The 20,127-nt window shown below is 41.9% G+C and carries 15 protein-coding genes, 14 tRNA genes and 3 rRNA genes; 31 read left to right on the forward strand and 1 reads right to left on the reverse strand.

Translation table 11 applies throughout. The features are described 5' to 3' along the window. Window positions 1–4 precede the first annotated feature (4 nt). The 8 genes from X953_RS02845 (at window position 5) to X953_RS02880 (ending at window position 6,577) form a co-directional block, all read left to right on the forward strand. Entirely contained in the window at window positions 5–361 is a 357-nt protein-coding gene (locus X953_RS02845) for an STAS domain-containing protein (RefSeq protein ID WP_040954281.1), read from the forward strand. A 2-nt stretch (window positions 362–363) separates the two neighbouring features. After that, window positions 364–765: an anti-sigma regulatory factor gene (locus X953_RS02850; RefSeq protein WP_040954282.1), complete on the forward strand. Its 402-nt coding sequence runs from the start codon at window positions 364–366 to the stop codon at window positions 763–765. Between the two features lie 115 nt (window positions 766–880). After that, window positions 881–1,894 carry a PP2C family protein-serine/threonine phosphatase gene (locus X953_RS02855; RefSeq protein WP_040954283.1) on the forward strand — a complete coding sequence of 338 codons (1,014 nt, stop codon included), beginning with the start codon at window positions 881–883 and terminating at the stop codon, window positions 1,892–1,894. 104 nt (window positions 1,895–1,998) lie between these two features. Continuing rightward, window positions 1,999–2,331: an STAS domain-containing protein gene (locus X953_RS02860; RefSeq protein WP_040954284.1), complete on the forward strand. Its 333-nt coding sequence runs from the start codon at window positions 1,999–2,001 to the stop codon at window positions 2,329–2,331. Next, window positions 2,331–2,807, forward strand: a complete 477-nt coding sequence (gene rsbW / locus X953_RS02865; protein WP_040954285.1) for an anti-sigma B factor RsbW — start codon at window positions 2,331–2,333, stop codon at window positions 2,805–2,807. The genes X953_RS02860 and rsbW overlap by 1 nt, the downstream gene beginning before the upstream one ends. Then, on the forward strand, window positions 2,779–3,570 hold the full coding sequence (gene sigB, locus X953_RS02870) for an RNA polymerase sigma factor SigB (protein WP_040954286.1): 792 nt from the start codon (window positions 2,779–2,781) through the stop codon (window positions 3,568–3,570). The genes rsbW and sigB overlap by 29 nt, the downstream gene beginning before the upstream one ends. Further along, window positions 3,567–4,157, forward strand: a complete 591-nt coding sequence (locus tag X953_RS02875) for a protein phosphatase 2C domain-containing protein (RefSeq protein ID WP_040954287.1) — start codon at window positions 3,567–3,569, stop codon at window positions 4,155–4,157. The genes sigB and X953_RS02875 overlap by 4 nt, the downstream gene beginning before the upstream one ends. Before the next feature lie 269 nt (window positions 4,158–4,426). Continuing rightward, window positions 4,427–6,577, forward strand: coding sequence for a Tex family protein (locus tag X953_RS02880; RefSeq protein ID WP_040956933.1), 2,151 nt, complete (start codon window positions 4,427–4,429; stop codon window positions 6,575–6,577). 52 nt (window positions 6,578–6,629) lie between these two features. Here the strand turns inward: X953_RS02880 and X953_RS02885 are convergent, their stop codons facing one another. Next, window positions 6,630–8,114: a catalase gene (locus X953_RS02885; RefSeq protein ID WP_040954288.1), complete on the reverse strand. Its 1,485-nt coding sequence runs from the start codon at window positions 8,112–8,114 to the stop codon at window positions 6,630–6,632. Between the two features lie 336 nt (window positions 8,115–8,450). Here X953_RS02885 and X953_RS02890 point away from each other — a divergent pair, with 336 nt between their 5' ends. The 23 genes from X953_RS02890 (at window position 8,451) to tsaD (ending at window position 20,038) form a co-directional block, all read left to right on the forward strand. After that, window positions 8,451–8,909 carry a SprT family protein gene (locus tag X953_RS02890; RefSeq protein WP_040956934.1) on the forward strand — a complete coding sequence of 153 codons (459 nt, stop codon included), beginning with the start codon at window positions 8,451–8,453 and terminating at the stop codon, window positions 8,907–8,909. 175 nt (window positions 8,910–9,084) lie between these two features. After that, a tRNA-Asn gene (locus tag X953_RS02895) sits at window positions 9,085–9,159 on the forward strand. A 3-nt stretch (window positions 9,160–9,162) separates the two neighbouring features. Continuing rightward, window positions 9,163–9,253 (forward strand) — tRNA-Ser (locus X953_RS02900). A 7-nt stretch (window positions 9,254–9,260) separates the two neighbouring features. Next, window positions 9,261–9,332 (forward strand) — tRNA-Glu (locus X953_RS02905). A 25-nt stretch (window positions 9,333–9,357) separates the two neighbouring features. After that, a tRNA-Asp gene (locus X953_RS02910) sits at window positions 9,358–9,434 on the forward strand. 5 nt (window positions 9,435–9,439) lie between these two features. Then, window positions 9,440–9,514: transfer RNA gene (locus X953_RS02915), tRNA-Gln, on the forward strand. Between the two features lie 263 nt (window positions 9,515–9,777). Next, a tRNA-Lys gene (locus tag X953_RS02920) sits at window positions 9,778–9,853 on the forward strand. 17 nt (window positions 9,854–9,870) lie between these two features. After that, window positions 9,871–9,952: transfer RNA gene (locus X953_RS02925), tRNA-Leu, on the forward strand. Window positions 9,953–9,986: 34 nt separating this feature from the next. Next, window positions 9,987–10,069: transfer RNA gene (locus X953_RS02930), tRNA-Leu, on the forward strand. 58 nt (window positions 10,070–10,127) lie between these two features. Next, a tRNA-Arg gene (locus tag X953_RS02935) sits at window positions 10,128–10,204 on the forward strand. Window positions 10,205–10,209: 5 nt separating this feature from the next. Continuing rightward, a tRNA-Pro gene (locus X953_RS02940) sits at window positions 10,210–10,286 on the forward strand. Window positions 10,287–10,319: 33 nt separating this feature from the next. Further along, window positions 10,320–10,393: transfer RNA gene (locus X953_RS02945), tRNA-Gly, on the forward strand. A 5-nt stretch (window positions 10,394–10,398) separates the two neighbouring features. Next, window positions 10,399–10,472 (forward strand) — tRNA-Ile (locus tag X953_RS02950). 226 nt (window positions 10,473–10,698) lie between these two features. Next, window positions 10,699–12,264: ribosomal RNA gene (locus X953_RS02955) — 16S ribosomal RNA — on the forward strand. A gap of 315 nt (window positions 12,265–12,579) precedes the next feature. After that, window positions 12,580–15,496, forward strand: a 23S ribosomal RNA gene (locus X953_RS02960). Window positions 15,497–15,618: 122 nt separating this feature from the next. Beyond that, a 5S ribosomal RNA gene (rrf, locus tag X953_RS02965) occupies window positions 15,619–15,734 on the forward strand. The 16S, 23S and 5S rRNA genes sit together here with 14 tRNA genes alongside, the layout of an rRNA operon. A 180-nt stretch (window positions 15,735–15,914) precedes the next feature. Then, window positions 15,915–15,991, forward strand: a tRNA-Met gene (locus tag X953_RS02970). Window positions 15,992–16,122: 131 nt separating this feature from the next. Beyond that, window positions 16,123–16,199 (forward strand) — tRNA-Asp (locus tag X953_RS02975). Between the two features lie 211 nt (window positions 16,200–16,410). Beyond that, window positions 16,411–17,376 (forward strand): thiamine-phosphate kinase, encoded by a 966-nt coding sequence (gene thiL, locus X953_RS02980; protein ID WP_040954289.1) that lies wholly within the window; start codon window positions 16,411–16,413, stop codon window positions 17,374–17,376. 9 nt (window positions 17,377–17,385) lie between these two features. Next, window positions 17,386–17,841, forward strand: a complete 456-nt coding sequence (tsaE, locus tag X953_RS02985) for a tRNA (adenosine(37)-N6)-threonylcarbamoyltransferase complex ATPase subunit type 1 TsaE (RefSeq protein ID WP_040954290.1) — start codon at window positions 17,386–17,388, stop codon at window positions 17,839–17,841. Between the two features lie 40 nt (window positions 17,842–17,881). Then, window positions 17,882–18,589, forward strand: coding sequence for a tRNA (adenosine(37)-N6)-threonylcarbamoyltransferase complex dimerization subunit type 1 TsaB (gene tsaB / locus X953_RS02990; RefSeq protein WP_040954291.1), 708 nt, complete (start codon window positions 17,882–17,884; stop codon window positions 18,587–18,589). Then, window positions 18,582–19,031 (forward strand): ribosomal protein S18-alanine N-acetyltransferase, encoded by a 450-nt coding sequence (gene rimI / locus X953_RS02995; protein ID WP_040954292.1) that lies wholly within the window; start codon window positions 18,582–18,584, stop codon window positions 19,029–19,031. The genes tsaB and rimI overlap by 8 nt, the downstream gene beginning before the upstream one ends. Continuing rightward, window positions 19,028–20,038, forward strand: a complete 1,011-nt coding sequence (gene tsaD, locus X953_RS03000; protein ID WP_040954293.1) for a tRNA (adenosine(37)-N6)-threonylcarbamoyltransferase complex transferase subunit TsaD — start codon at window positions 19,028–19,030, stop codon at window positions 20,036–20,038. The genes rimI and tsaD overlap by 4 nt, the downstream gene beginning before the upstream one ends. Window positions 20,039–20,127: the final 89 nt, after the last annotated feature.

Genomic DNA, 20,127 nt, shown 5'->3' on the forward strand with positions numbered 1-20,127 from the left:
CTAGATGCGAATACCGATTTTAAAGCTTCATAATTATCTCTTAATTTCCATACAAACCGAGATTGATGATAATACAGCAATACAATTTCAGGAAGATCTATTAAATAAAATTCATCAAAGTGGTTCATCAGGAGTTGTCATTGACCTAACATCCGTAGATATAATTGACTCATTTATTGCAAAAGTTCTAGGGGATGTTGTTACAATGTCAGATTTAATGGGGGCGAAAGTAGTATTGACTGGTATTCAACCTGCAGTGGCCATGACCTTAATAGATTTGGGTATTCACTTAAAGAATGTCCCAACTGCACTTGACTTAGAACAAGGTCTAATTAAACTGTACCAGGAATTGGGGGAATGATTATGATCCCTCAATCTTGTGTAACAATTCAAAAAGAATGGGATATTGTTGGAGCAAGGCAACTCGGACGTGATATTGCCAAGAAGATGGGTTTTGGTACGGTTGACCAAGCTCGAATAGCAACAGCGATATCCGAATTAGCTCGTAACATATATTTATACACGGAAAATGGCCAAATCTGCTTCGAAGTAGTGGAAAACATGAACCAGAAAGGTTTAGTAATGTTAGCTACGGATAATGGACCAGGAATTGAAGATATTAGCCAGGTAATGGAAGATGGTTACTCCACTTCGGGGGGATTAGGAGCCGGACTTCCAGGTGTAAAAAGACTAATGGATGAATTTGATGTGCAGTCTGAAGTAGGAACGGGCACAAGAATTAAAGCAATTAAATGGACAAGATAAAATTCGTTTCCATTGTGTCTGAACGAAGAATAAAGATGTGTACATCCTTATACTAAGGTTGTACACATCTTTATATAGGCCAGGAATTTGAGGAGAATGAGGTGGGAGATCCAGGATGGATGACGTAATAAAATTGGATGCAGCAAATTATAAAGACTTATTAAAACATTATATTGACACACAAGATGAACAATCCCTGTATGGAGTTGAACAGGTCAGTAAGTCCTTTATTAAAAATCATATACTACCTGAAGAAATTGTGAACTTGCATATTCAGGCTCTTGCTGAACTTTATCCGGAAATGTCGGAAAAATTCCAGCACTCCATGAATTTTTTACTGGAAGCCATGATCTCTTATGGACTGGCACATCAAGAATTCCAAATGCTAAGAGAAAAGCAATTTGAAATTAAGTCAGAGATTTCTGTTGCTGCAAGCATGCAAAATACATTATTAGGGACGACAAAGCCGGAGATCGAAGGGTTGGATATAGGTGTTATCAGCGTTCCTGCCCATCAAATGAATGGAGACTATCATCACTTTGTAAAAGGAAAAAATGGTTCGTTAGGAATAGCGATAGCAGATGTTATCGGAAAAGGGATACCAGCTGCTTTATGTATGTCCATGATTAAATATTCTATGGATAGCTATCCAGAGGATTCCATGGAGCCAAAGTCTATCCTTAAAAATTTAAATCGGGTTGTAGAAAGAAACGTGGATGCAAGCATGTTTATTACCATGCTTTATGCTCAGTATCTTCCATGTGAACACAAACTCCATTATGCTTCTGCAGGGCATGAGCCAGGTTTTTATTATGATTCAGAAAAAGGAACATTTACTGAAATTGAAACAAAAGGCCTTGTGCTCGGCGTTTCTTCAGATGCCGAATACGAGCAGTATGAGTTGAAGGTTAACAAAGGAGATATGGTTATCCTACTAACAGATGGCGTTACAGAATGTAGAGATGGTGATCGGTTTATTGAAAGCGAGGAAATCCTTGAAGTAATAAAATCTTATGAAGATTTACCCGCTCAAGAAATGGTCAATAAGGTATACAAGCATTTTGAGAGACTGCAGGATTTTGAATTAAGAGATGACTTTACTCTGTTAATTTTACGCAGAGAGGTTTAGCAACATACTAAATTGGGTACAAGGTTAAAGGATAGTAGAGAGTTTATACAATATATTAAATTGTACTACTACATATATTGTGTCTATATAGGAGGATATAAGATATGAATTTAACAGTTGATATTACCAATGAAGCAGAGAAGTCGATTGTAAGCCTTTCGGGTGAAATTGATGCATATACAGCACCACAATTAAAGGATGCCGTGTTACCGTTAACGAAGACACCAGAACACACGATGGAAATTGATCTGGAAAATGTGAATTATATGGATAGTACGGGTCTTGGTGTATTTATAAGTGCCTTAAAGTCAACGAAAGAACACGGTAGCAAAATGAAACTGGTTAACATTCAGGATCGGGTTTTGCGCTTATTCAAAATTACGGGTCTAGATGAGATTATGGACATAAATTCAACGATTCGGGGTGGAAGTGAGTGATGGAAAAATTTGATTTTGTGGAAATGAAGGTGCCTGCAAAAGCAGAATATGTTGGGGTTATACGCCTGAGTATTTCGGGAATTGCCAATCGAATGGGTTTTTCCTATGAAGATATTGAGGATTTGAAGGTTGCTATTTCTGAGGCTATTACGAATACGGTAACTCATGCTTATAATGAAAAGGATGAGGGTGAAGTAACGATTGGCTTTGGAATTTATGAAGATCGCCTTGAAATCATGGTTGCTGACCATGGTGGAAGCTTTGATTTAAATAAGATTAAAAATGATATCGGACCATATAAAAATACAGAATCTGTAGAGAATTTGCGTGAAGGTGGGTTTGGCTTATTCCTTATCAATGCTCTAATGGATAAAGTAGAAATCACCAACAATTATGGGGTTATAGTTTTAATGACCAAGTACCTTAATGAAGCAGAGGTGGGCTTTGATGACGACCAAATCTCAACCACACAATAGCGGAAGAGATGAGGTTTACCAATGGATTGAATACTTGCAAGAGGAGCCAACCGATGAAGTGGTACAAGAAAAGATTGTGCTAACTTACAAGGATCTTGTAGAGTCCATTGCTAGAAAATATTCCAAAAATAGCGCCATTCACGAGGATCTTGTACAGGTAGGTATGATTGGATTATTAGCAGCAGTGAGAAGGTATGATGCATCATTTGGTAAATCCTTTGAATCTTTTGCTATTCCAACAATAATAGGAGAGATAAAGCGATTCATAAGAGATAAAACATGGAGTGTCCATGTACCTAGAAGAATCAAAGAACTTGGCCCGAAAATTAAAAAAGCAGTAGATGAATTAACAACTGCTAATCAAGTATCCCCCTCAATCAAAGAAATTGCTGATTATCTGGAAGTCACAGAAGAAGATGTTCTGGAAACAATGGAAATGGGTAAAAGTTACAAGGCTTTATCCGTGGATCGAAAGATTGAAGCAGATTCCGATGGCAGTACTGTAGCCATTTTGGATTTGGTAGGCAATGACGAAAGTGGATATAATAATGTTGATCAAAAAATGATGCTGGAGAAAATTCTACCTATCCTATCAGAAAGGGAGCAGCAGATTTTACAGTGTACGTATTTTGATAATATGAGCCAAAAAGAAACAGGCGAATTGCTAGGGATCTCACAAATGCATGTCTCCAGGCTACAACGCCGATCTCTACGTAAATTGAGAGAAGCCATACAAGCTGAGAGCACGGAGGTATTTGATTGAGTTACAATAGAGTAGATGTATCTGTATTCCAGAAGGCGAAAAAAGGTAATTACTACTGTGGAGACAGTTACTTTTATACGGAAACAGAAAATGAGTTTGTCTGCGCTATTGCAGACGGTTTGGGGAGTGGAGAATTTGCCAAGGAGTCTTCCCAAATCGTTATCGAAATAATAAAAAGTAATATCCACTCATCCATTGAGCAACTTATAAAAAAGTGTAATCAGCAACTAACAGGAAAACGAGGAGTGGTCGTTGGGATCTTAAAATTGGACTTTAAGACAAAGACATACTCCTTTTCATCGATCGGAAATATAGGAGTAATGACCATTCCTAAGGGTAAAAAGAAGATACGTAATATACCTAATGCTGGTTATTTAGCTGGATACCATCGCCCGTTTAAGGTGATCCAGGAAAAGCTTGAACCGGAAACGAATTTTATTATGTTCTCTGATGGCGTCTCGGATAAAGACCTTTCGCAGAAATTTTTACTGAACACAGATGTGGAAATGATTACTAAAGTTTTTGATTATACAAGCGGGGCAGTCAAAGAAGATGATACAACGTTAATTGCAATCAGGTACAAGTAAAGGTTAAAAAGGCTGACAATGTCGGTCTTTTTTTGTTTTTGGCTCTAAAATAATGACTCTAAAATTTTTGTTGGGTTTATTCAGAGATTCGGAAAATGAATAAACTATGAACTATCTTGTGTTAGATGGAGTAATTAATTTTACAGAGGAAGCACCCATTGATTTGCCAAGTGTCGCGAGGATTTTCGTTTCTAATGGAGTCTTGTCTTTTTAAGTGATAAAATAATTGTATAGAAGAAGGAGGAAGACATGTGGATAATGAGTTAAACATGGAACTGTTGCAATGGGTTTCTAAAGAGACCAAAGTTAATACTTCAATTGTACATAAAGTTATCGATTTATTAGATGAAGGAAATACGGTCCCATTTATTGCGCGTTATCGAAAAGAAATGACAGGTGGACTTGATGAAGTCCAAATTAAATCTGTACAAGATAAATGGGCATATGCGGTGAATCTCTCAGATAGAAAACAAGAAGTAATAAGAATTATTGACGAACAAGGTAAACTGACGGAAGAACTTGAGAAAGAGATTAACGAGGCCACTCAATTACAAAGAGTTGAGGATCTATACCGCCCGTATAAACAAAAACGGAGGACGAAGGCTACCATCGCCAAAGAAAAAGGTCTGGAGCCTCTGGCAAAACAGGTTTGGGAGCAGCAACAGATCGACTTGACCGCCGAAGCAAAGAAATATATATCAGAAGAGCATGAACTTCAGGTCGTAGAAGATGTGTTAGCAGGCGTAAACGATATAATTGCCGAGTGGATCTCTGATGACCCGGAATACCGTGAGTATATTAGAGAAGAAACATTCAAACGTGGTAGTATCATTTCTGAATTAAAAGCAGCTGAAAAAGATGAAAAAAGTGTTTACGAAATGTACTATGAATTTAATGAAGCAATTCGTTCCATGGTATCACATCGAATTTTAGCGTTGAACCGTGGAGAAAAAGAAGAAGTGCTGAAGGTTACAGTAGAACCACCTGCTGAAAAAATCAATGACTATCTTGTTAAAAAATTAATTAAACAGGATACAAGTGAGCAGGTTGTTGAATTGTTAAAAGAAGCAATTAACGATAGTTACAAAAGATTAATTCAGCCATCGGTAGAGAGGGAAATACGGAACGGGCTAACTGAAAAAGCCGAACAACAGGCAATAGAGGTTTTTTCCAAGAATCTTAATAATTTGTTACTACAACCTCCATTGAAAGGAAAAACAATTTTAGGAGTCGACCCTGCATTTCGAACCGGTTGTAAACTTGCGACAGTTGATGAGACAGGAAAGGTGCTTGACGTTGGTGTGATGTATCCGACGGCTCCAAAGCATGATACAGCTGGTGCAGAAAAGATAGTAATGAATTTTATAAGAAAGCATCACGTTGAGTTGATAGCAATTGGCAATGGCACTGCATCAAGAGAAACAGAACAGTTTATATCAGATGTAATAGGAAAAAATAAACTGGATATTCCTTACATTATTGTTAATGAAGCCGGAGCAAGTGTGTATTCTGCTTCTAAACTAGCGCGTGAGGAATTTCCAGATTTACAGGTAGAAGAAAGAAGTGCGGCCTCCATTGCTCGCCGAGTTCAGGATCCATTGGCTGAACTAGTTAAAATTGACCCAAAATCAATTGGTGTAGGGCAGTATCAGCATGATGTCGGACAAAAAGCGTTAAATGAATCTTTAACCTTTGTTGTAGAAACTGCGGTTAACCAAGTTGGAGTGAATGTTAATACTGCTTCTTCATCTCTATTGCAATATGTATCCGGTTTGAGTAAGGCAGTGGCTAATAATATTGTGAAGCAGCGGAACGAAGAGGGGAAGTTTACTAATCGAAAGCAGTTAAAAAAGATCCCTCGTTTGGGTGCGAAAACTTATGAACAGGGAATCGGATTTTTGCGTATTATTGATGGAGATCATCCCTTGGATCGTACGCCAATTCATCCGGAAAGTTATAAGCAAACAGAACAACTATTAAAATTACTTGATTGTGAGTTACATGATATCGGTTCGGAAAAATTAAGAGAAAAAGTAAACACAGTAGATAAAAAAGAACTCGCAAAAGAATTAGAAATAGGGGAGCCAACTTTATTGGATATTATTGGGGCTCTCGGACGTCCCGAGCGCGATCCACGTGATGACTTTCCACAGCCTCTGTTGAAGCAAAATGTACTAAGCTTAGAAGATTTAAAGCCAGGTATGGAAATGCAGGGAACAGTAAGGAATGTGGTGGATTTCGGTGTGTTTGTAGATATTGGAGTTAAGCAGGATGGCCTTGTGCATATCTCCAAAATGTCAAATTCCTTTGTGAAACACCCTATGGATATAGCCTCAGTTGGCGATGTAGTGACTGTATGGGTAGAACAAATTGATGCAAATAAAGGTAGAATAGCTCTATCTATGATTAAAAGCGAATAACAAAAGGAAGAGGATGTTCTAAACATAGAACATCCTCTTTCCATGTATATATTTATTCTTTTTCACTTGCAGCTTCTACTTCGCTTAATGAGATTCCTAAAGCATTGGCTACCCCTTCTCCATAAGCGGGGTCTGCTTTATAGCAATGATTGATATGACGTAGCTTAATGTGCTTATCTACTCCGCGCATGTTACGTGCAGTGTTTTCAAACAATAGTTGTTTTTGTTCAGGATTCATTAGATTAAATAGACGTCCTGGTTGTTCGAAGTAATTGTCATCATCTTCCCGGAAGTCCCATCTGTCTGCATCCCCGTTTATTGCGAGACTAGGCTCTTTGTATTCTGGTTGATCTTTCCACTCACCATAACTGTTAGGGGCATAATGCAACTGACTGCCTTTATTACCATCAACCCTCATTGCTCCATCTCGATGGAAGCTATGAAATGGACATTTTGGTTGGTTAACTGGAATTTGATGATGATTTACACCAAGACGGTAGCGTTGTGCATCACCGTATGAGAATAATCTGCCTTGTAGCATTTTGTCAGGAGAAAATCCTATTCCGGGTACTACGTTAGCAGGCGTGAAAGCGGCCTGCTCTACTTCAGCAAAGTAGTTATCGGGATTACGGTTAAGCTCCCATTCTCCAACTTCGATTAATGGGAAGTCCTTTTTATACCAAACTTTTGTGAGGTCAAATGGATTATAAGGCATATTATTTGCCTGTTCTTCTGTCATTACTTGAATGTACATCTTCCATTTAGGAAAGTTTCCATTTTCTATGTTTTCATAAAGGTCACGTTGATGACTTTCACGGTCTGCACCCACAAGATCCTGTGCTTCTTGGTCAGTTAAATTTTCGATTCCTTGTTGGGAACGCATATGAAATTTCACCCATACTCGTTCGTTTTGATCATTAATCATACTGAATGTATGGCTGCCAAAACCATGCATATGACGGTAAGACTTAGGAATTCCGCGTTCACTCATTACAATTGTAACCTGATGAAGAGCTTCAGGAAGGTTCGTCCAGAAATCCCAGTTGTTGTTTGCGCTTCTCATATTTGTGCGAGGATCACGCTTAACAGCATGGTTTAAATCCGGGAATATTAATGGATCTCTAAAGAAGAAAACAGGTGTGTTATTTCCTACAAGATCCCAGTTACCTTCCTCTGTATAAAACCTCATGGCAAACCCACGGATATCCCGTTCAGCATCTGCGGCTCCTCTTTCACCTGCCACGGAAGAAAAACGAACGAACATGTCAGTTTTCTTACCTATTTCTGAAAATACTTTAGCGTTTGTATATTTAGTAATGTCATTTGTTACAGTAAAAGTACCATAAGCTCCAGATCCCTTTGCATGCATTCTACGTTCTGGAATCACTTCTCTATCGAAATGAGCAAGCTTTTCCAAGAACCAAACATCTTGTAGAAGCATAGGTCCTCTAGGTCCAGCTGTCATGGAGTTCTGATAGTCAGGTACTGGAGCACCTGCTGCAGTTGTTAACTTATTATTATTATTTTTATCACTCATTATAAAAGCACCTCCGAAGTTATTTACAATAATTATAATATCATAGTAATTATTAAATATCCATTATAAAGTATGTATATTCTATATAAACTTAAAATATGACAAGCAATTTGATGATTACTATAATAGATGAAGAGTTGAAAAGTATTTATCAAATTTTATCAATTAATATGGATAATTGATAAAAAGTTCAAGATATAATATGTAAATTAATTATAATACAAATAGATTAAAAATCAATATTTAGTTATAGTAATTATAAATAAAAGTGTTTTGCTGGCTCGACGGTAAAATGATAATATAGTGGAGATAACAAAAGGAGGAAGGGAGAAAATGATGCAATTATTAAATGAAAAAGAGCTTTTCTCTCTTGTTAACGAGCTTTCGTTAACGTATTTTCAAAAACCCTTCATAGATAAAGTGACCTTTAACCATAGACTCCGTACCACAGGAGGTAGATACATACCAAATAAAAGAGTTGTCGAGTTAAACCCCAAATACTTTATCGAAGGTGATAAGGGAGAGTTTATCGGAATAATAAAACACGAACTATGCCATTATCATCTCCATATAGAAGGTAAGGGATATAAACATGGTGATAAAGAATTCAAAGACCTATTGAGAGCGACTGGTTCTCCAAGACATTGTAGCCCTCTTCCTTCCCATAAAATAGAACACAAGCATATATACAAATGTAAAAAATGTGGTTTCATATATAATAGGAGAAGAAGGGTTAATACCCAAAAGTATAGCTGTGGTAAATGCAGGGGCAGGCTTAAGGAAGTAAAGGAATAAAAAATATAAAAAAATTACTATTATTTATTGACGAAATGTGTCATCCGTGTTAAATTAAATAAGCTGTTAAATTACAGCGACACAGTCATTAATTTTTCGACGAAAAAGTTATTGACAATTGTTAATAGATATTGTATTATATATTTCGTTGTCCAATACAATATTAATATACTATTCCACAGTAGCTCAGTGGTAGAGCTATCGGCTGTTAACCGATCGGTCGTAGGTTCGAATCCTACCTGTGGAGCCAAGTGGAGAAGTACTCAAGTGGCTGAAGAGGCGCCCCTGCTAAGGGTGTAGGTCGTGTAAGCGGCGCGAGGGTTCAAATCCCTCCTTCTCCGCCATTTATATGGCCCGTTGGTCAAGCGGTTAAGACACCGCCCTTTCACGGCGGTAACACGGGTTCGAATCCCGTACGGGTCATCTTTTCTTAAAAATAAATAGGTTGGGTCCGGTAGTTCAGTTGGTTAGAATGCCTGCCTGTCACGCAGGAGGTCGCGGGTTCGAGTCCCGTCCGGACCGCCAGATGTTGGGCTATAGCCAAGCGGTAAGGCATCGGGTTTTGATCCCGTGTATCCTAGGTTCGAATCCTAGTAGCCCAGCCATTTTATTTTCATGGAGAGGAAATATCGCTATTTGTTAACGTAATGAGTCTATATAATGAACAAAGTTATATATACTATTAATTGATAGTATTTTTTTATTTGATAAACAAGAACCATTAGCTCAGTTGGAAGAGCAACGAGCAATACATCTACCGAATAAACTACGAGTAACCCCGATGCAAAAACATCTTTGAACAAGCAAGTAGAAGCAGGGGTCCACTTGATGAACATGAATCATAACTATAGAAATACTCATTTAATATGAGCCATTAGCTCAGTTGGTAGAGCATCTGACTTTTAATCAGAGGGTCGAAGGTTCGAATCCTTCATGGCTCACCATTTTAAATTATATATTTGCGGGTGTGGCGGAATTGGCAGACGCGCTAGACTTAGGATCTAGTGTCTTCGGACGTGGGGGTTCAACTCCCTCCACCCGCATCTATAATCAAACTTAATTGTCTATTAAATCTATGCGGTCGTGGCGGAATGGCAGACGCGCTAGGTTGAGGGCCTAGTGGGGGCGACCCCGTGGAGGTTCAAGTCCTCTCGGCCGCACTTGATGATAAAGTTGATTGTAGAAGAGCAATATGTTAAAGTATTAAATGTTGTTTTTGCGCCCGTAGCTCAATTGGATAGAGCGTTTGACTACGGATCAAGAGGTTAGGGGTTCGACTCCTCTCGGGCGCGCCATTATACGGGAAGTAGCTCAGCTTGGTAGAGCACATGGTTTGGGACCATGGGGTCGCAGGTTCAAATCCTGTCTTCCCGACCATCGAGAATATTTTTATAAATCTTCTTTTATTATGCGGGTGTAGTTTAGTGGTAAAACCTCAGCCTTCCAAGCTGATGATGAGGGTTCGATTCCCTTCACCCGCTCCAAACATGGGCCTGTAGCTCAGCTGGTTAGAGCGCACGCCTGATAAGCGTGAGGTCGGTGGTTCGAGTCCACTCAGGCCCATCTCACTTTTTAAAAAAAGTGTTGACAATCCTATTTTGGATATGATATGATTTAAAAGTTGCTTCACTAAAAGGCAACAACATATTTGCTCTTTGAAAACTGAACAAAACAACCAGTATGTCAAGAAAAACATGACGTTTTTCGTTAATTTTTAAAAGCCAGAAGTTAACGCTTCTGCAGCTAAGACATTGAGATAAGATTGATTGGTGTCGATCTTATTCAAACTTTTATGGAGAGTTTGATCTTGGCTCAGGACGAACGCTGGCGGCGTGCCTAATACATGCAAGTCGAGCGCGGGAAGCAAGCTGATCCTCTTCGGAGGTGACGCTTGTGGAACGAGCGGCGGACGGGTGAGTAACACGTGGGCAACCTGCCTGTAAGACTGGGATAACCCCGGGAAACCGGGGCTAATACCGGATAATACTTTTCATCACCTGATGGAAAGTTGAAAGGTGGCTTCTTGCTACCACTTACAGATGGGCCCGCGGCGCATTAGCTAGTTGGTGAGGTAACGGCTCACCAAGGCAACGATGCGTAGCCGACCTGAGAGGGTGATCGGCCACACTGGGACTGAGACACGGCCCAGACTCCTACGGGAGGCAGCAGTAGGGAATCTTCCGCAATGGACGAAAGTCTGACGGAGCAACGCCGCGTGAGTGATGAAGGTTTTCGGATCGTAAAGCTCTGTTGTTAGGGAAGAACAAGTGCCGTTCGAATAGGGCGGCACCTTGACGGTACCTAACCAGAAAGCCCCGGCTAACTACGTGCCAGCAGCCGCGGTAATACGTAGGGGGCAAGCGTTGTCCGGAATTATTGGGCGTAAAGCGCGCGCAGGCGGTCCTTTAAGTCTGATGTGAAAGCCCACGGCTTAACCGTGGAGGGTCATTGGAAACTGGAGGACTTGAGTACAGAAGAGGAGAGTGGAATTCCACGTGTAGCGGTGAAATGCGTAGAGATGTGGAGGAACACCAGTGGCGAAGGCGACTCTCTGGTCTGTAACTGACGCTGAGGCGCGAAAGCGTGGGGAGCGAACAGGATTAGATACCCTGGTAGTCCACGCCGTAAACGATGAGTGCTAGGTGTTAGGGGGTTTCCGCCCCTTAGTGCTGAAGTTAACGCATTAAGCACTCCGCCTGGGGAGTACGGCCGCAAGGCTGAAACTCAAAAGAATTGACGGGGGCCCGCACAAGCGGTGGAGCATGTGGTTTAATTCGACGCAACGCGAAGAACCTTACCAGGTCTTGACATCCTCTGCAATCGGTAGAGATACCGAGTTCCCTTCGGGGACAGAGTGACAGGTGGTGCATGGTTGTCGTCAGCTCGTGTCGTGAGATGTTGGGTTAAGTCCCGCAACGAGCGCAACCCTTGATCTTAGTTGCCAGCATTTAGTTGGGCACTCTAAGGTGACTGCCGGTGACAAACCGGAGGAAGGTGGGGATGACGTCAAATCATCATGCCCCTTATGACCTGGGCTACACACGTGCTACAATGGATGGAACAAAGGGAAGCAAAACCGCGAGGTCAAGCAAATCCCATAAAGCCATTCTCAGTTCGGATTGCAGGCTGCAACTCGCCTGCATGAAGCCGGAATCGCTAGTAATCGCGGATCAGCATGCCGCGGTGAATACGTTCCCGGGCCTTGTACACACCGCCCGTCACACCACGAGAGTTGGTAACACCCGAAGTCGGTGAGGTAACCTTTTGGAGCCAGCCGCCGAAGGTGGGACCAATGATTGGGGTGAAGTCGTAACAAGGTAGCCGTATCGGAAGGTGCGGCTGGATCACCTCCTTTCTAAGGATTTAGAACGGAACGCCGAGGACCTTCGGGTCTTCCGGTAAGGACATACATGGTTGTTTGGTTCAGTTTTGAGAGAGCGAATCTCTCTTTTTGTACCTTGAAAACTAAATAAGAGTAACAACGACATCAAATAGAAAGCTGAAACGACTGTTCAGCAGCGTACGAATAGATAAACTCACTGGAAGTCCTCTGGTTTTGGAGGATTGGAAGGGAGATTAACTATTACGCTAGCTGCTAGAAGTTGAAGCTGGATTAATTTTAGATATAAAGCAAGGCTAAGAAATTAGCACGCTTATTCATTGTAAAAATAGTTAAGTGAATAAGGGCGCACGGTGGATGCCTTGGCACTAGGAGCCGATGAAGGACGGGACTAACACCGATATGTCTCGGGGAGTCGTAAGTAGACGTTGATCCGAGAATTTCCGAATGGGGGAACCCACTGTTCGTAATGGAACAGTACGCATAGCTGAATACATAGGCTATGTGAGGCAGACCCGGGGAACTGAAACATCTCAGTACCCGGAGGAAGAGAAAGCAAATGCGATTTCCCAAGTAGCGGCGAGCGAAACGGAATTAGCCCAAACCAGAAAGCTTGCTTTCTGGGGTTGTAGGACACTCCTTTGGAGTTACAAAGGAATTCTTTAGATGAATCGATCTGGAACGATCAGCCATAGCAGGTAAGAGCCCTGTAATCGAAAAGGAATTCTCTCCGGAGTGTATCCTGAGTACGGCGGAACACGAGAAATTCCGTCGGAATCCGGGAGGACCATCTCCCAAGGCTAAATACTCCCTAGTGACCGATAGTGAACCAGTACCGTGAGGGAAAGGTGAAAAGCACCCCGGAAGGGGAGTGAAAGAGAACCTGAAACCGTGTGCCTACAAGTAGTCGAAGCCCGTTAATGGGTGACGGCATACCTTTTGTAGAATGGACCGGCGAGTTACGATCCCATGCAAGGTTAAGTGGAAGACACGGAGCCGCAGCGAAAGCGAGTCTGAATAGGGCGATTTGAGTATGTGGTCGTAGACCCGAAACCGTGTGATCTACCCATGTCCAGGGTGAAGGTCAGGTAACACTGACTGGAGGCCCGAACCCACGTATGTTGAAAAATGCGGGGATGAGGTGTGGGTAGGGGTGAAATGCCAATCGAACACGGAGATAGCTGGTTCTCTCCGAAATAGCTTTAGGGCTAGCCTCAAGAAAATGAGTACTGGAGGTAGAGCACTGATTGGACTAGGGGCCCTCATCGGGTTACCGAATTCAGTCAAACTCCGAATGCCAGCTACTTAGACTTGGGAGTCAGACTATGGGTGATAAGGTTCATAGTCGAAAGGGAAACAGCCCAGACCGCCAGCTAAGGTCCCAAAGTATACGTTAAGTGGAAAAGGATGTGGAGTTGCCCAGACAACCAGGATGTTGGCTTAGAAGCAGCCATCATTTAAAGAGTGCGTAATAGCTCACTGGTCGAGTGACTCTGCGCCGAAAATGTACCGGGGCTAAACGTATCACCGAAGCTGCGGATTGTTCTTACGAACAATGGTAGGAGAGCGTTCCAAGTGCTGTGAAGTCAGACCGTGAGGACTGGTGGAGCGCTTGGAAGTGAGAATGCCGGTATGAGTAGCGAAAAAAGAGTGAGAATCTCTTTCACCGAAAGCCTAAGGTTTCCTGAGGAAGGCTCGTCCTCTCAGGGTTAGTCGGGACCTAAGCCGAGGCCGAAAGGCGTAGGCGATGGACAACAGGTAGATATTCCTGTACCACCTCATGAGCGTTTGAACGATGGGGGGACGCAGTAGGATAAGGAATGCGCACCGATGGATGTGTGCGCCCAAGCAGTGAGAAAGTTGGATAGGCAAATCCGTCCAACAATTTCAAGCTGTGATGGGGAGGGAAATGGAGTACCGAAGTTCCTGATTTCACACTGCCAAGAAAATCCTCTAGTGAGTTCATAGGTGCCCGTACCGCAAACCGACACAGGTAGGCGAGGAGAGAATCCTAAGGTGAGCGGGAGAACTCTCGTTAAGGAACTCGGCAAAATGACCCCGTAACTTCGGGAGAAGGGGTGCTCCTTTAAGGAGGAGCCGCAGTGAATAGGCCCAAGCGACTGTTTAGCAAAAACACAGGTCTCTGCGAAGCCGAAAGGCGAAGTATAGGGGCTGACACCTGCCCGGTGCTGGAAGGTTAAGGGGAAGCGTTAGCTTACGCGAAGCGCAGAACCGAAGCCCCAGTAAACGGCGGCCGTAACTATAACGGTCCTAAGGTAGCGAAATTCCTTGTCGGGTAAGTTCCGACCCGCACGAAAGGTGCAACGACTTGGGCACTGTCTCAACGAGAGACCCGGTGAAATTATACTATGCGTGAAGATGCGCATTACCCGCGACAGGACGGAAAGACCCCGTGGAGCTTTACTGTAGCCTGATATTGAATGTTTGTACAGCTTGTACAGGATAGGTGGGAGCCTTGAAAACCGGAGCGCCAGCTTCGGTGGAGGCATCCGTGGGATACCACCCTGGCTGTACGACCATTCTAACCCAGGGCCGTGATCCGGTCCGGAGACAGTGTCAGGCGGGCAGTTTGACTGGGGCGGTCGCCTCCCAAAAGGTAACGGAGGCGCCCAAAGGTTCCCTCAGAATGGTTGGAAATCATTCGCAGAGTGTAAAGGCAGAAGGGAGCTTGACTGCGAGACCTACAAGTCGAGCAGGGACGAAAGTCGGGCTTAGTGATCCGGTGGTTCCGCATGGAAGGGCCATCGCTCAACGGATAAAAGCTACCCCGGGGATAACAGGCTTATCTCCCCCAAGAGTTCACATCGACGGGGAGGTTTGGCACCTCGATGTCGGCTCATCGCATCCTGGGGCTGTAGTCGGTCCCAAGGGTTGGGCTGTTCGCCCATTAAAGCGGTACGCGAGCTGGGTTCAGAACGTCGTGAGACAGTTCGGTCCCTATCCGTCGTGGGCGTTGGAAGTTTGAGAGGAGCTGTCCTTAGTACGAGAGGACCGGGATGGACACACCGCTGGTGTACCAGTTGTTCCGCCAGGAGCATAGCTGGGTAGCTACGTGTGGTAAGGATAAGTGCTGAAAGCATCTAAGCATGAAGCCCCCCTCAAGATGAGACTTCCCATCACTTCGAGTGAGTAAGATCCCTCAGAGACGATGAGGTTGATAGGTCCGAGGTGGAAGCGTGGTGACACGTGGAGCTGACGGATACTAATAGATCGAGGACTTAACTAATTTTCTTCTTTGAATGTCGTTGTTTCCCTCTTATTTAGTTTTTAGGGTATAAATTTAAAAAAACCCTTGCATTTTTTCGCGAAAATGCATATAATATGTCTTGTCCTTGTTTTTAAGGATGGTCTGGTAGCAATAGCGGAGAGGTCACACCTGTTCCCATGCCGAACACAGAAGTTAAGCTCTCCAGCGCCGATGGTAGTTGGGACTTTGTCCCTGCAAGAGTAGGACGCCGCCAGGCCGTAAGACATTTTTACTTTATAACTCATATCGCGGGGTGGAGCAAGCCGTCAACATCATTGAGTAAGCTGCCAAGTGCAGGCTTGCGAGGAGTGCTACATCAGTGAATTTTCTAGCAACACGACGAGCAGTTGGGTTTAGTTAGATGAAAACAGGTAACATTTTACTTTATAACTCATATCGCGGGGTGGAGCAGTCTGGTAGCTCGTTGGGCTCATAACCCAAAGGTCGCAGGTTCAAATCCTGCCCCCGCAACCAAATTAATTCAACTAACTACGTTGATTCACATCTATGCTAGTTGAATATAAGTAGTACTTTGGAGTGCAACCAAATTAATTCAACTAACTATGTTAACTGATTACTAGGCTAGTTGGTAAATGATTAATAATGGTCCGGTAGTTCAGTTGGTTAGAATGCCTGCCTGTCACGCAGGAGGTCGCGGGTTCGAGTCCCGTCCGGACCGCCACTTTTAAATAAATACATAGAATATAACCACACATGAATTCTTTTATAGAATGTCATGTGTTTTTTAATGTATAGGATTCCTATTAAGTTAGATCTTGTACATTTTAGGTTGTAAACTACCTTGTTAGTTTAAAGAAATAATGATACCTTTTTCATTTTGGTGATTTTTTTGCTATCATAAGTATAGTTACTGAGAAGATGGTGATAGTTACATGGATGAATTCTCTTTTATCGATTCAATAAAACAACGCTCTTATAAACAATCCTCTCTTTTGAAGGGGATTGGTGATGATGCTGCAGTGTTTCGTCAAACTTCAGAGGATATTGTAACTGCAGTGGATACATTTGTGGAAGGAATTCACTTTTCTAGAGATACAATGCAAGCTTTTCACATTGGTTATCGTGCGCTTGCTGCTAATATCAGTGATTTAGCAGCAATGGGAGCTACTCCGGCGTTCTACTTAACATCTCTTGTTAAACCGGAGAGTTGGCATGTACAAGAAGTGGAAGGGATATTTATCGGTATGAAGGAACTGGCGAATTCATATGGAATGGATTTAATAGGTGGGGACACGGTTTCAGGTAAACAATTAACCATATCCATCACGGTCATAGGTTATGTACCAGGCGGAAAGGCTCGTTACCGTAGTGTAGCTCAAAAAGATGATATTGTTTTTGTAACTGGTACACTAGGCGATTCGCGTGCAGGTCTTCATCTATTAACAGAAAATAATTCATATGAACATACTGAGTTTTTTATTCAGCGCCATCGCACTCCTACTCCAAGAGTAGAATTTGCAAAAAGCTTAAGCAAATTATCTCGTATCGCATTAAATGACATCAGCGATGGAATTGCTAATGAAGCCGCAGAAATTGCAGAAGCCTCTAACGTTGGAATTCTGCTCTATGATGAAAGTATTCCAATAAGCCCATTTTATACCCAATTTTCTTTGAAACAACAACAGGAATGGAAGTACTTTGGGGGAGAGGATTTTGAACTGATGGGTACTGTATCTGCTCAAGAGTGGCCCTTTGTTGTGCAGGCTGCAGAAAACACACACACGAAAATATCCGAAATTGGAATTGTTACGGAGAGAAGTGAAAATAGTAATGTGTTTATGATGAAAAATAATAAAAAACAGCGTTTAAATAAATGTGGATACACCCACTTTAAGTAGGTGAAGCTATTGAGTACACATATAATTAAGGCAAGTACAGAGGAAGAGACAAAGCATATTGCTGAAAAGTTGGCAGTTTTACTTAAACCGGGAGATGTTATTACTTTGGAAGGTGATCTTGGGGCAGGCAAAACAACATTTACAAAAGGTCTGGCTGAAGGTCTTGGCGTGAAAAGAAGTGTCAGCAGTCCAACCTTTACTATAATTAAAGAATATGAAGGAGAACTTCCACTATATCATATGGATGTCTATAGGTTGGAGTATTCCGATGAGGATATAGGGTTTGATGAGTATTTCAATGGTAATGGTATTTCCGTTGTTGAATGGGCATCTTTTATTGAAGATTATCTTCCTTTTGAACGATTGGAAATTAATATCTCTTATATTGATGAACAAAGCAGAGAATTAAAATTCCATGCAGTGGGTGCGCATTTTGAATGGGTATTGAATGAGTTAAGAAGGTAAAAGAAGAGGATTAACTGGAATTTAATGAGGAGTTACATGTATGAGTATATTGGCTATAGATACATCCAATCAAGCATTGGGTGTTGCTATTATAAATGAAGAAAAAATTATAGGCGAAATTACTACAAATATTGCTAAAAACCATTCATTAAGATTAATGCCGGCAATTGAACAGTTAATGAAAGAGGTTAATGTGGAACTTCAGAACTTGGAAAAGATAATTGTGGCTAAAGGGCCGGGTTCTTATACAGGTGTACGGATAGGCTTGGCTACCGCAAAAACAATGGCTTGGGCATTGGGAATTCCAGTTGTAGGAGTTTCAAGTCTTAAAGTACTAGCTTATCAAGGGCGCTTTTTTCAGGGGTATATTTGTCCATTTTTCGACGCACGTCGTGGCTTGGTCTATTCAGGATTATATGAATGGAAAAATGGTGAAATCAAGCAGGTTTGGGATGAGGTAAATATATCTATCACTGATTTGTTATCAAATCTTGCTAAGGAAAATAAGGAAATTTTGTTTTTAAGCCCAGATATCGAATTACACCGGGAAAACATTACTTCTTCAATAGAAAGTCGTGCAGTTATTCCCGAGATGGCTTATCATATATCACGTGCCTCACACGTAGCACTAGCAGGGTTACATGAAAATCCCCAGACTACACATGCTTTGACTCCAAATTATTTACGTTTGGCTGAAGCGGAGGCAAAATGGTTGAAACAGCAGAAGGAAAAAGAAGAAAATGGCTGAAATTGTTATTCGTAAGATGCATATCACTGACGTAGATGCCGTCATGGAAGTGGAGAGCGCAACCTTTTCCACTCCCTGGACCACTGACATATTTTATCAAGAGCTAGTCGATAATGATTATGCTCATTATTTTGTGATGGAAGCAGATAAGAAAATTATTGGTTATGCTGGTGTGTGGCTTGTGGTGGATGATGCGCAAATTACCAATATTGCCATCATGCCAGATTACCGTGGTAATAAGCTTGGAGAGAAACTGTTTGGTTTTACTATCCAACAGATACTATTGCTCGGTGGGACACGTCTCTCTTTGGAAGTACGAAAATCAAATATAATAGCACAAAGGTTGTACCGTAAATTTGGCCTTGTTCCTGGTGGTATACGAAAGAACTATTATACGGATAACCAAGAAGATGCTATTGTCATGTGGGTGAATTTATTATGAAAAAAGATACGTTTATTTTAGGCATTGAAACAAGCTGTGATGAAACTGCTGTAGCTATCGTAAAAAACGGGAAAGAGATTGTTTCTAATGTGGTTGCGTCACAGATAGAGAGTCATAAACGGTTCGGGGGAGTTGTTCCTGAAATTGCTTCTCGACATCATGTGGAGCAAATTACTGTCGTTTTGGAAGAGGCAATTACACAGGCTGAGTTAACATGGGATTCCATTGACGCAATTGCAGTAACAGAAGGACCGGGACTTGTAGGTGCTTTGTTAGTTGGTGTTAATGCTGCAAAAGCTTTAGCATTTGCAAAACAAAAACCGCTCATTGGTGTCCATCATATTGCAGGACATATATACGCCAACCGACTTCAAAAAGAATTTGAGTTTCCTTTATTGGCTTTAATTGTTTCCGGTGGTCACACAGAACTTGTTTTAATGAAAGAACACGGGAAGTATGAGTTATTAGGTGAAACAAGAGATGATGCTGCCGGCGAAGCATATGATAAGGTTGCACGTATGTTAGAGCTTCCATATCCAGGTGGTCCACAAATCGACCGTTTAGCAAAAGTGGGTAAAGTGACTATTGATTTTCCACGTGCCTGGTTGGAGCAGGGAAGTTATGATTTCAGCTTTAGTGGCTTAAAATCATCTGTAATTAATACGATTCATAATGCTAAGCAACGAGGTGAGACGCTTAGCAATGAAGATATTGCTGCAAGCTTTCAGGAAAGTGTTATTGATGTTTTAACAACAAAAACAGTAAATGCTGCCAAAGAATACCATGTAAAGCAGGTAATTGTGGCAGGAGGCGTTGCTGCAAATCAAGGCCTGCGCTCAGCTTTAGAAGAACAATTTCATCAATTGAGTATCCCATTATTAATCCCTCCTCTCCACCTTTGTACAGATAATGCTGCTATGATTGCTGCAGCAGGAACGATTGCTTATGAACAGGGTAGACGGTCAGGGTTGGATCTGAACGCAAATGCTTCCTTGTTAATGAAATAGTATAAGTTATACACAGGTCTGTGGGTAATTTTATTTGTTAGCTATTAAATTAGGGAAAGAGTTGTGGACAATAAAAGTGGATAAGTATA

The organism is Virgibacillus sp. SK37 (assembly GCF_000725285.1).
GTDB lineage: Bacteria > Bacillota > Bacilli > Bacillales > Amphibacillaceae > Virgibacillus_Q.

Bases quoted from the DNA above. Each gene is read 5' to 3' on its own strand.
- X953_RS02845 (WP_040954281.1), top strand. From the start codon at position 5: ATGCGAATACCGATTTTAAAGCTTCATAATTATCTCTTAATTTCCATA.
- X953_RS02850 (WP_040954282.1), top strand. From the start codon at position 364: ATGATCCCTCAATCTTGTGTAACAATTCAAAAAGAATGGGATATTGTT.
- X953_RS02855 (WP_040954283.1), top strand. From the start codon at position 881: ATGGATGACGTAATAAAATTGGATGCAGCAAATTATAAAGACTTATTA.
- X953_RS02860 (WP_040954284.1), top strand. From the start codon at position 1,999: ATGAATTTAACAGTTGATATTACCAATGAAGCAGAGAAGTCGATTGTA.
- rsbW (WP_040954285.1), top strand. From the start codon at position 2,331: ATGGAAAAATTTGATTTTGTGGAAATGAAGGTGCCTGCAAAAGCAGAA.
- sigB (WP_040954286.1), top strand. From the start codon at position 2,779: ATGACGACCAAATCTCAACCACACAATAGCGGAAGAGATGAGGTTTAC.
- X953_RS02880 (WP_040956933.1), top strand. From the start codon at position 4,427: ATGGAACTGTTGCAATGGGTTTCTAAAGAGACCAAAGTTAATACTTCA.
- X953_RS02885 (WP_040954288.1), bottom strand. From the start codon at position 8,114: ATGAGTGATAAAAATAATAATAATAAGTTAACAACTGCAGCAGGTGCT.
- X953_RS02890 (WP_040956934.1), top strand. From the start codon at position 8,451: ATGCAATTATTAAATGAAAAAGAGCTTTTCTCTCTTGTTAACGAGCTT.
- thiL (WP_040954289.1), top strand. From the start codon at position 16,411: ATGGATGAATTCTCTTTTATCGATTCAATAAAACAACGCTCTTATAAA.
- tsaB (WP_040954291.1), top strand. From the start codon at position 17,882: ATGAGTATATTGGCTATAGATACATCCAATCAAGCATTGGGTGTTGCT.
- rimI (WP_040954292.1), top strand. From the start codon at position 18,582: ATGGCTGAAATTGTTATTCGTAAGATGCATATCACTGACGTAGATGCC.
- tsaD (WP_040954293.1), top strand. From the start codon at position 19,028: ATGAAAAAAGATACGTTTATTTTAGGCATTGAAACAAGCTGTGATGAA.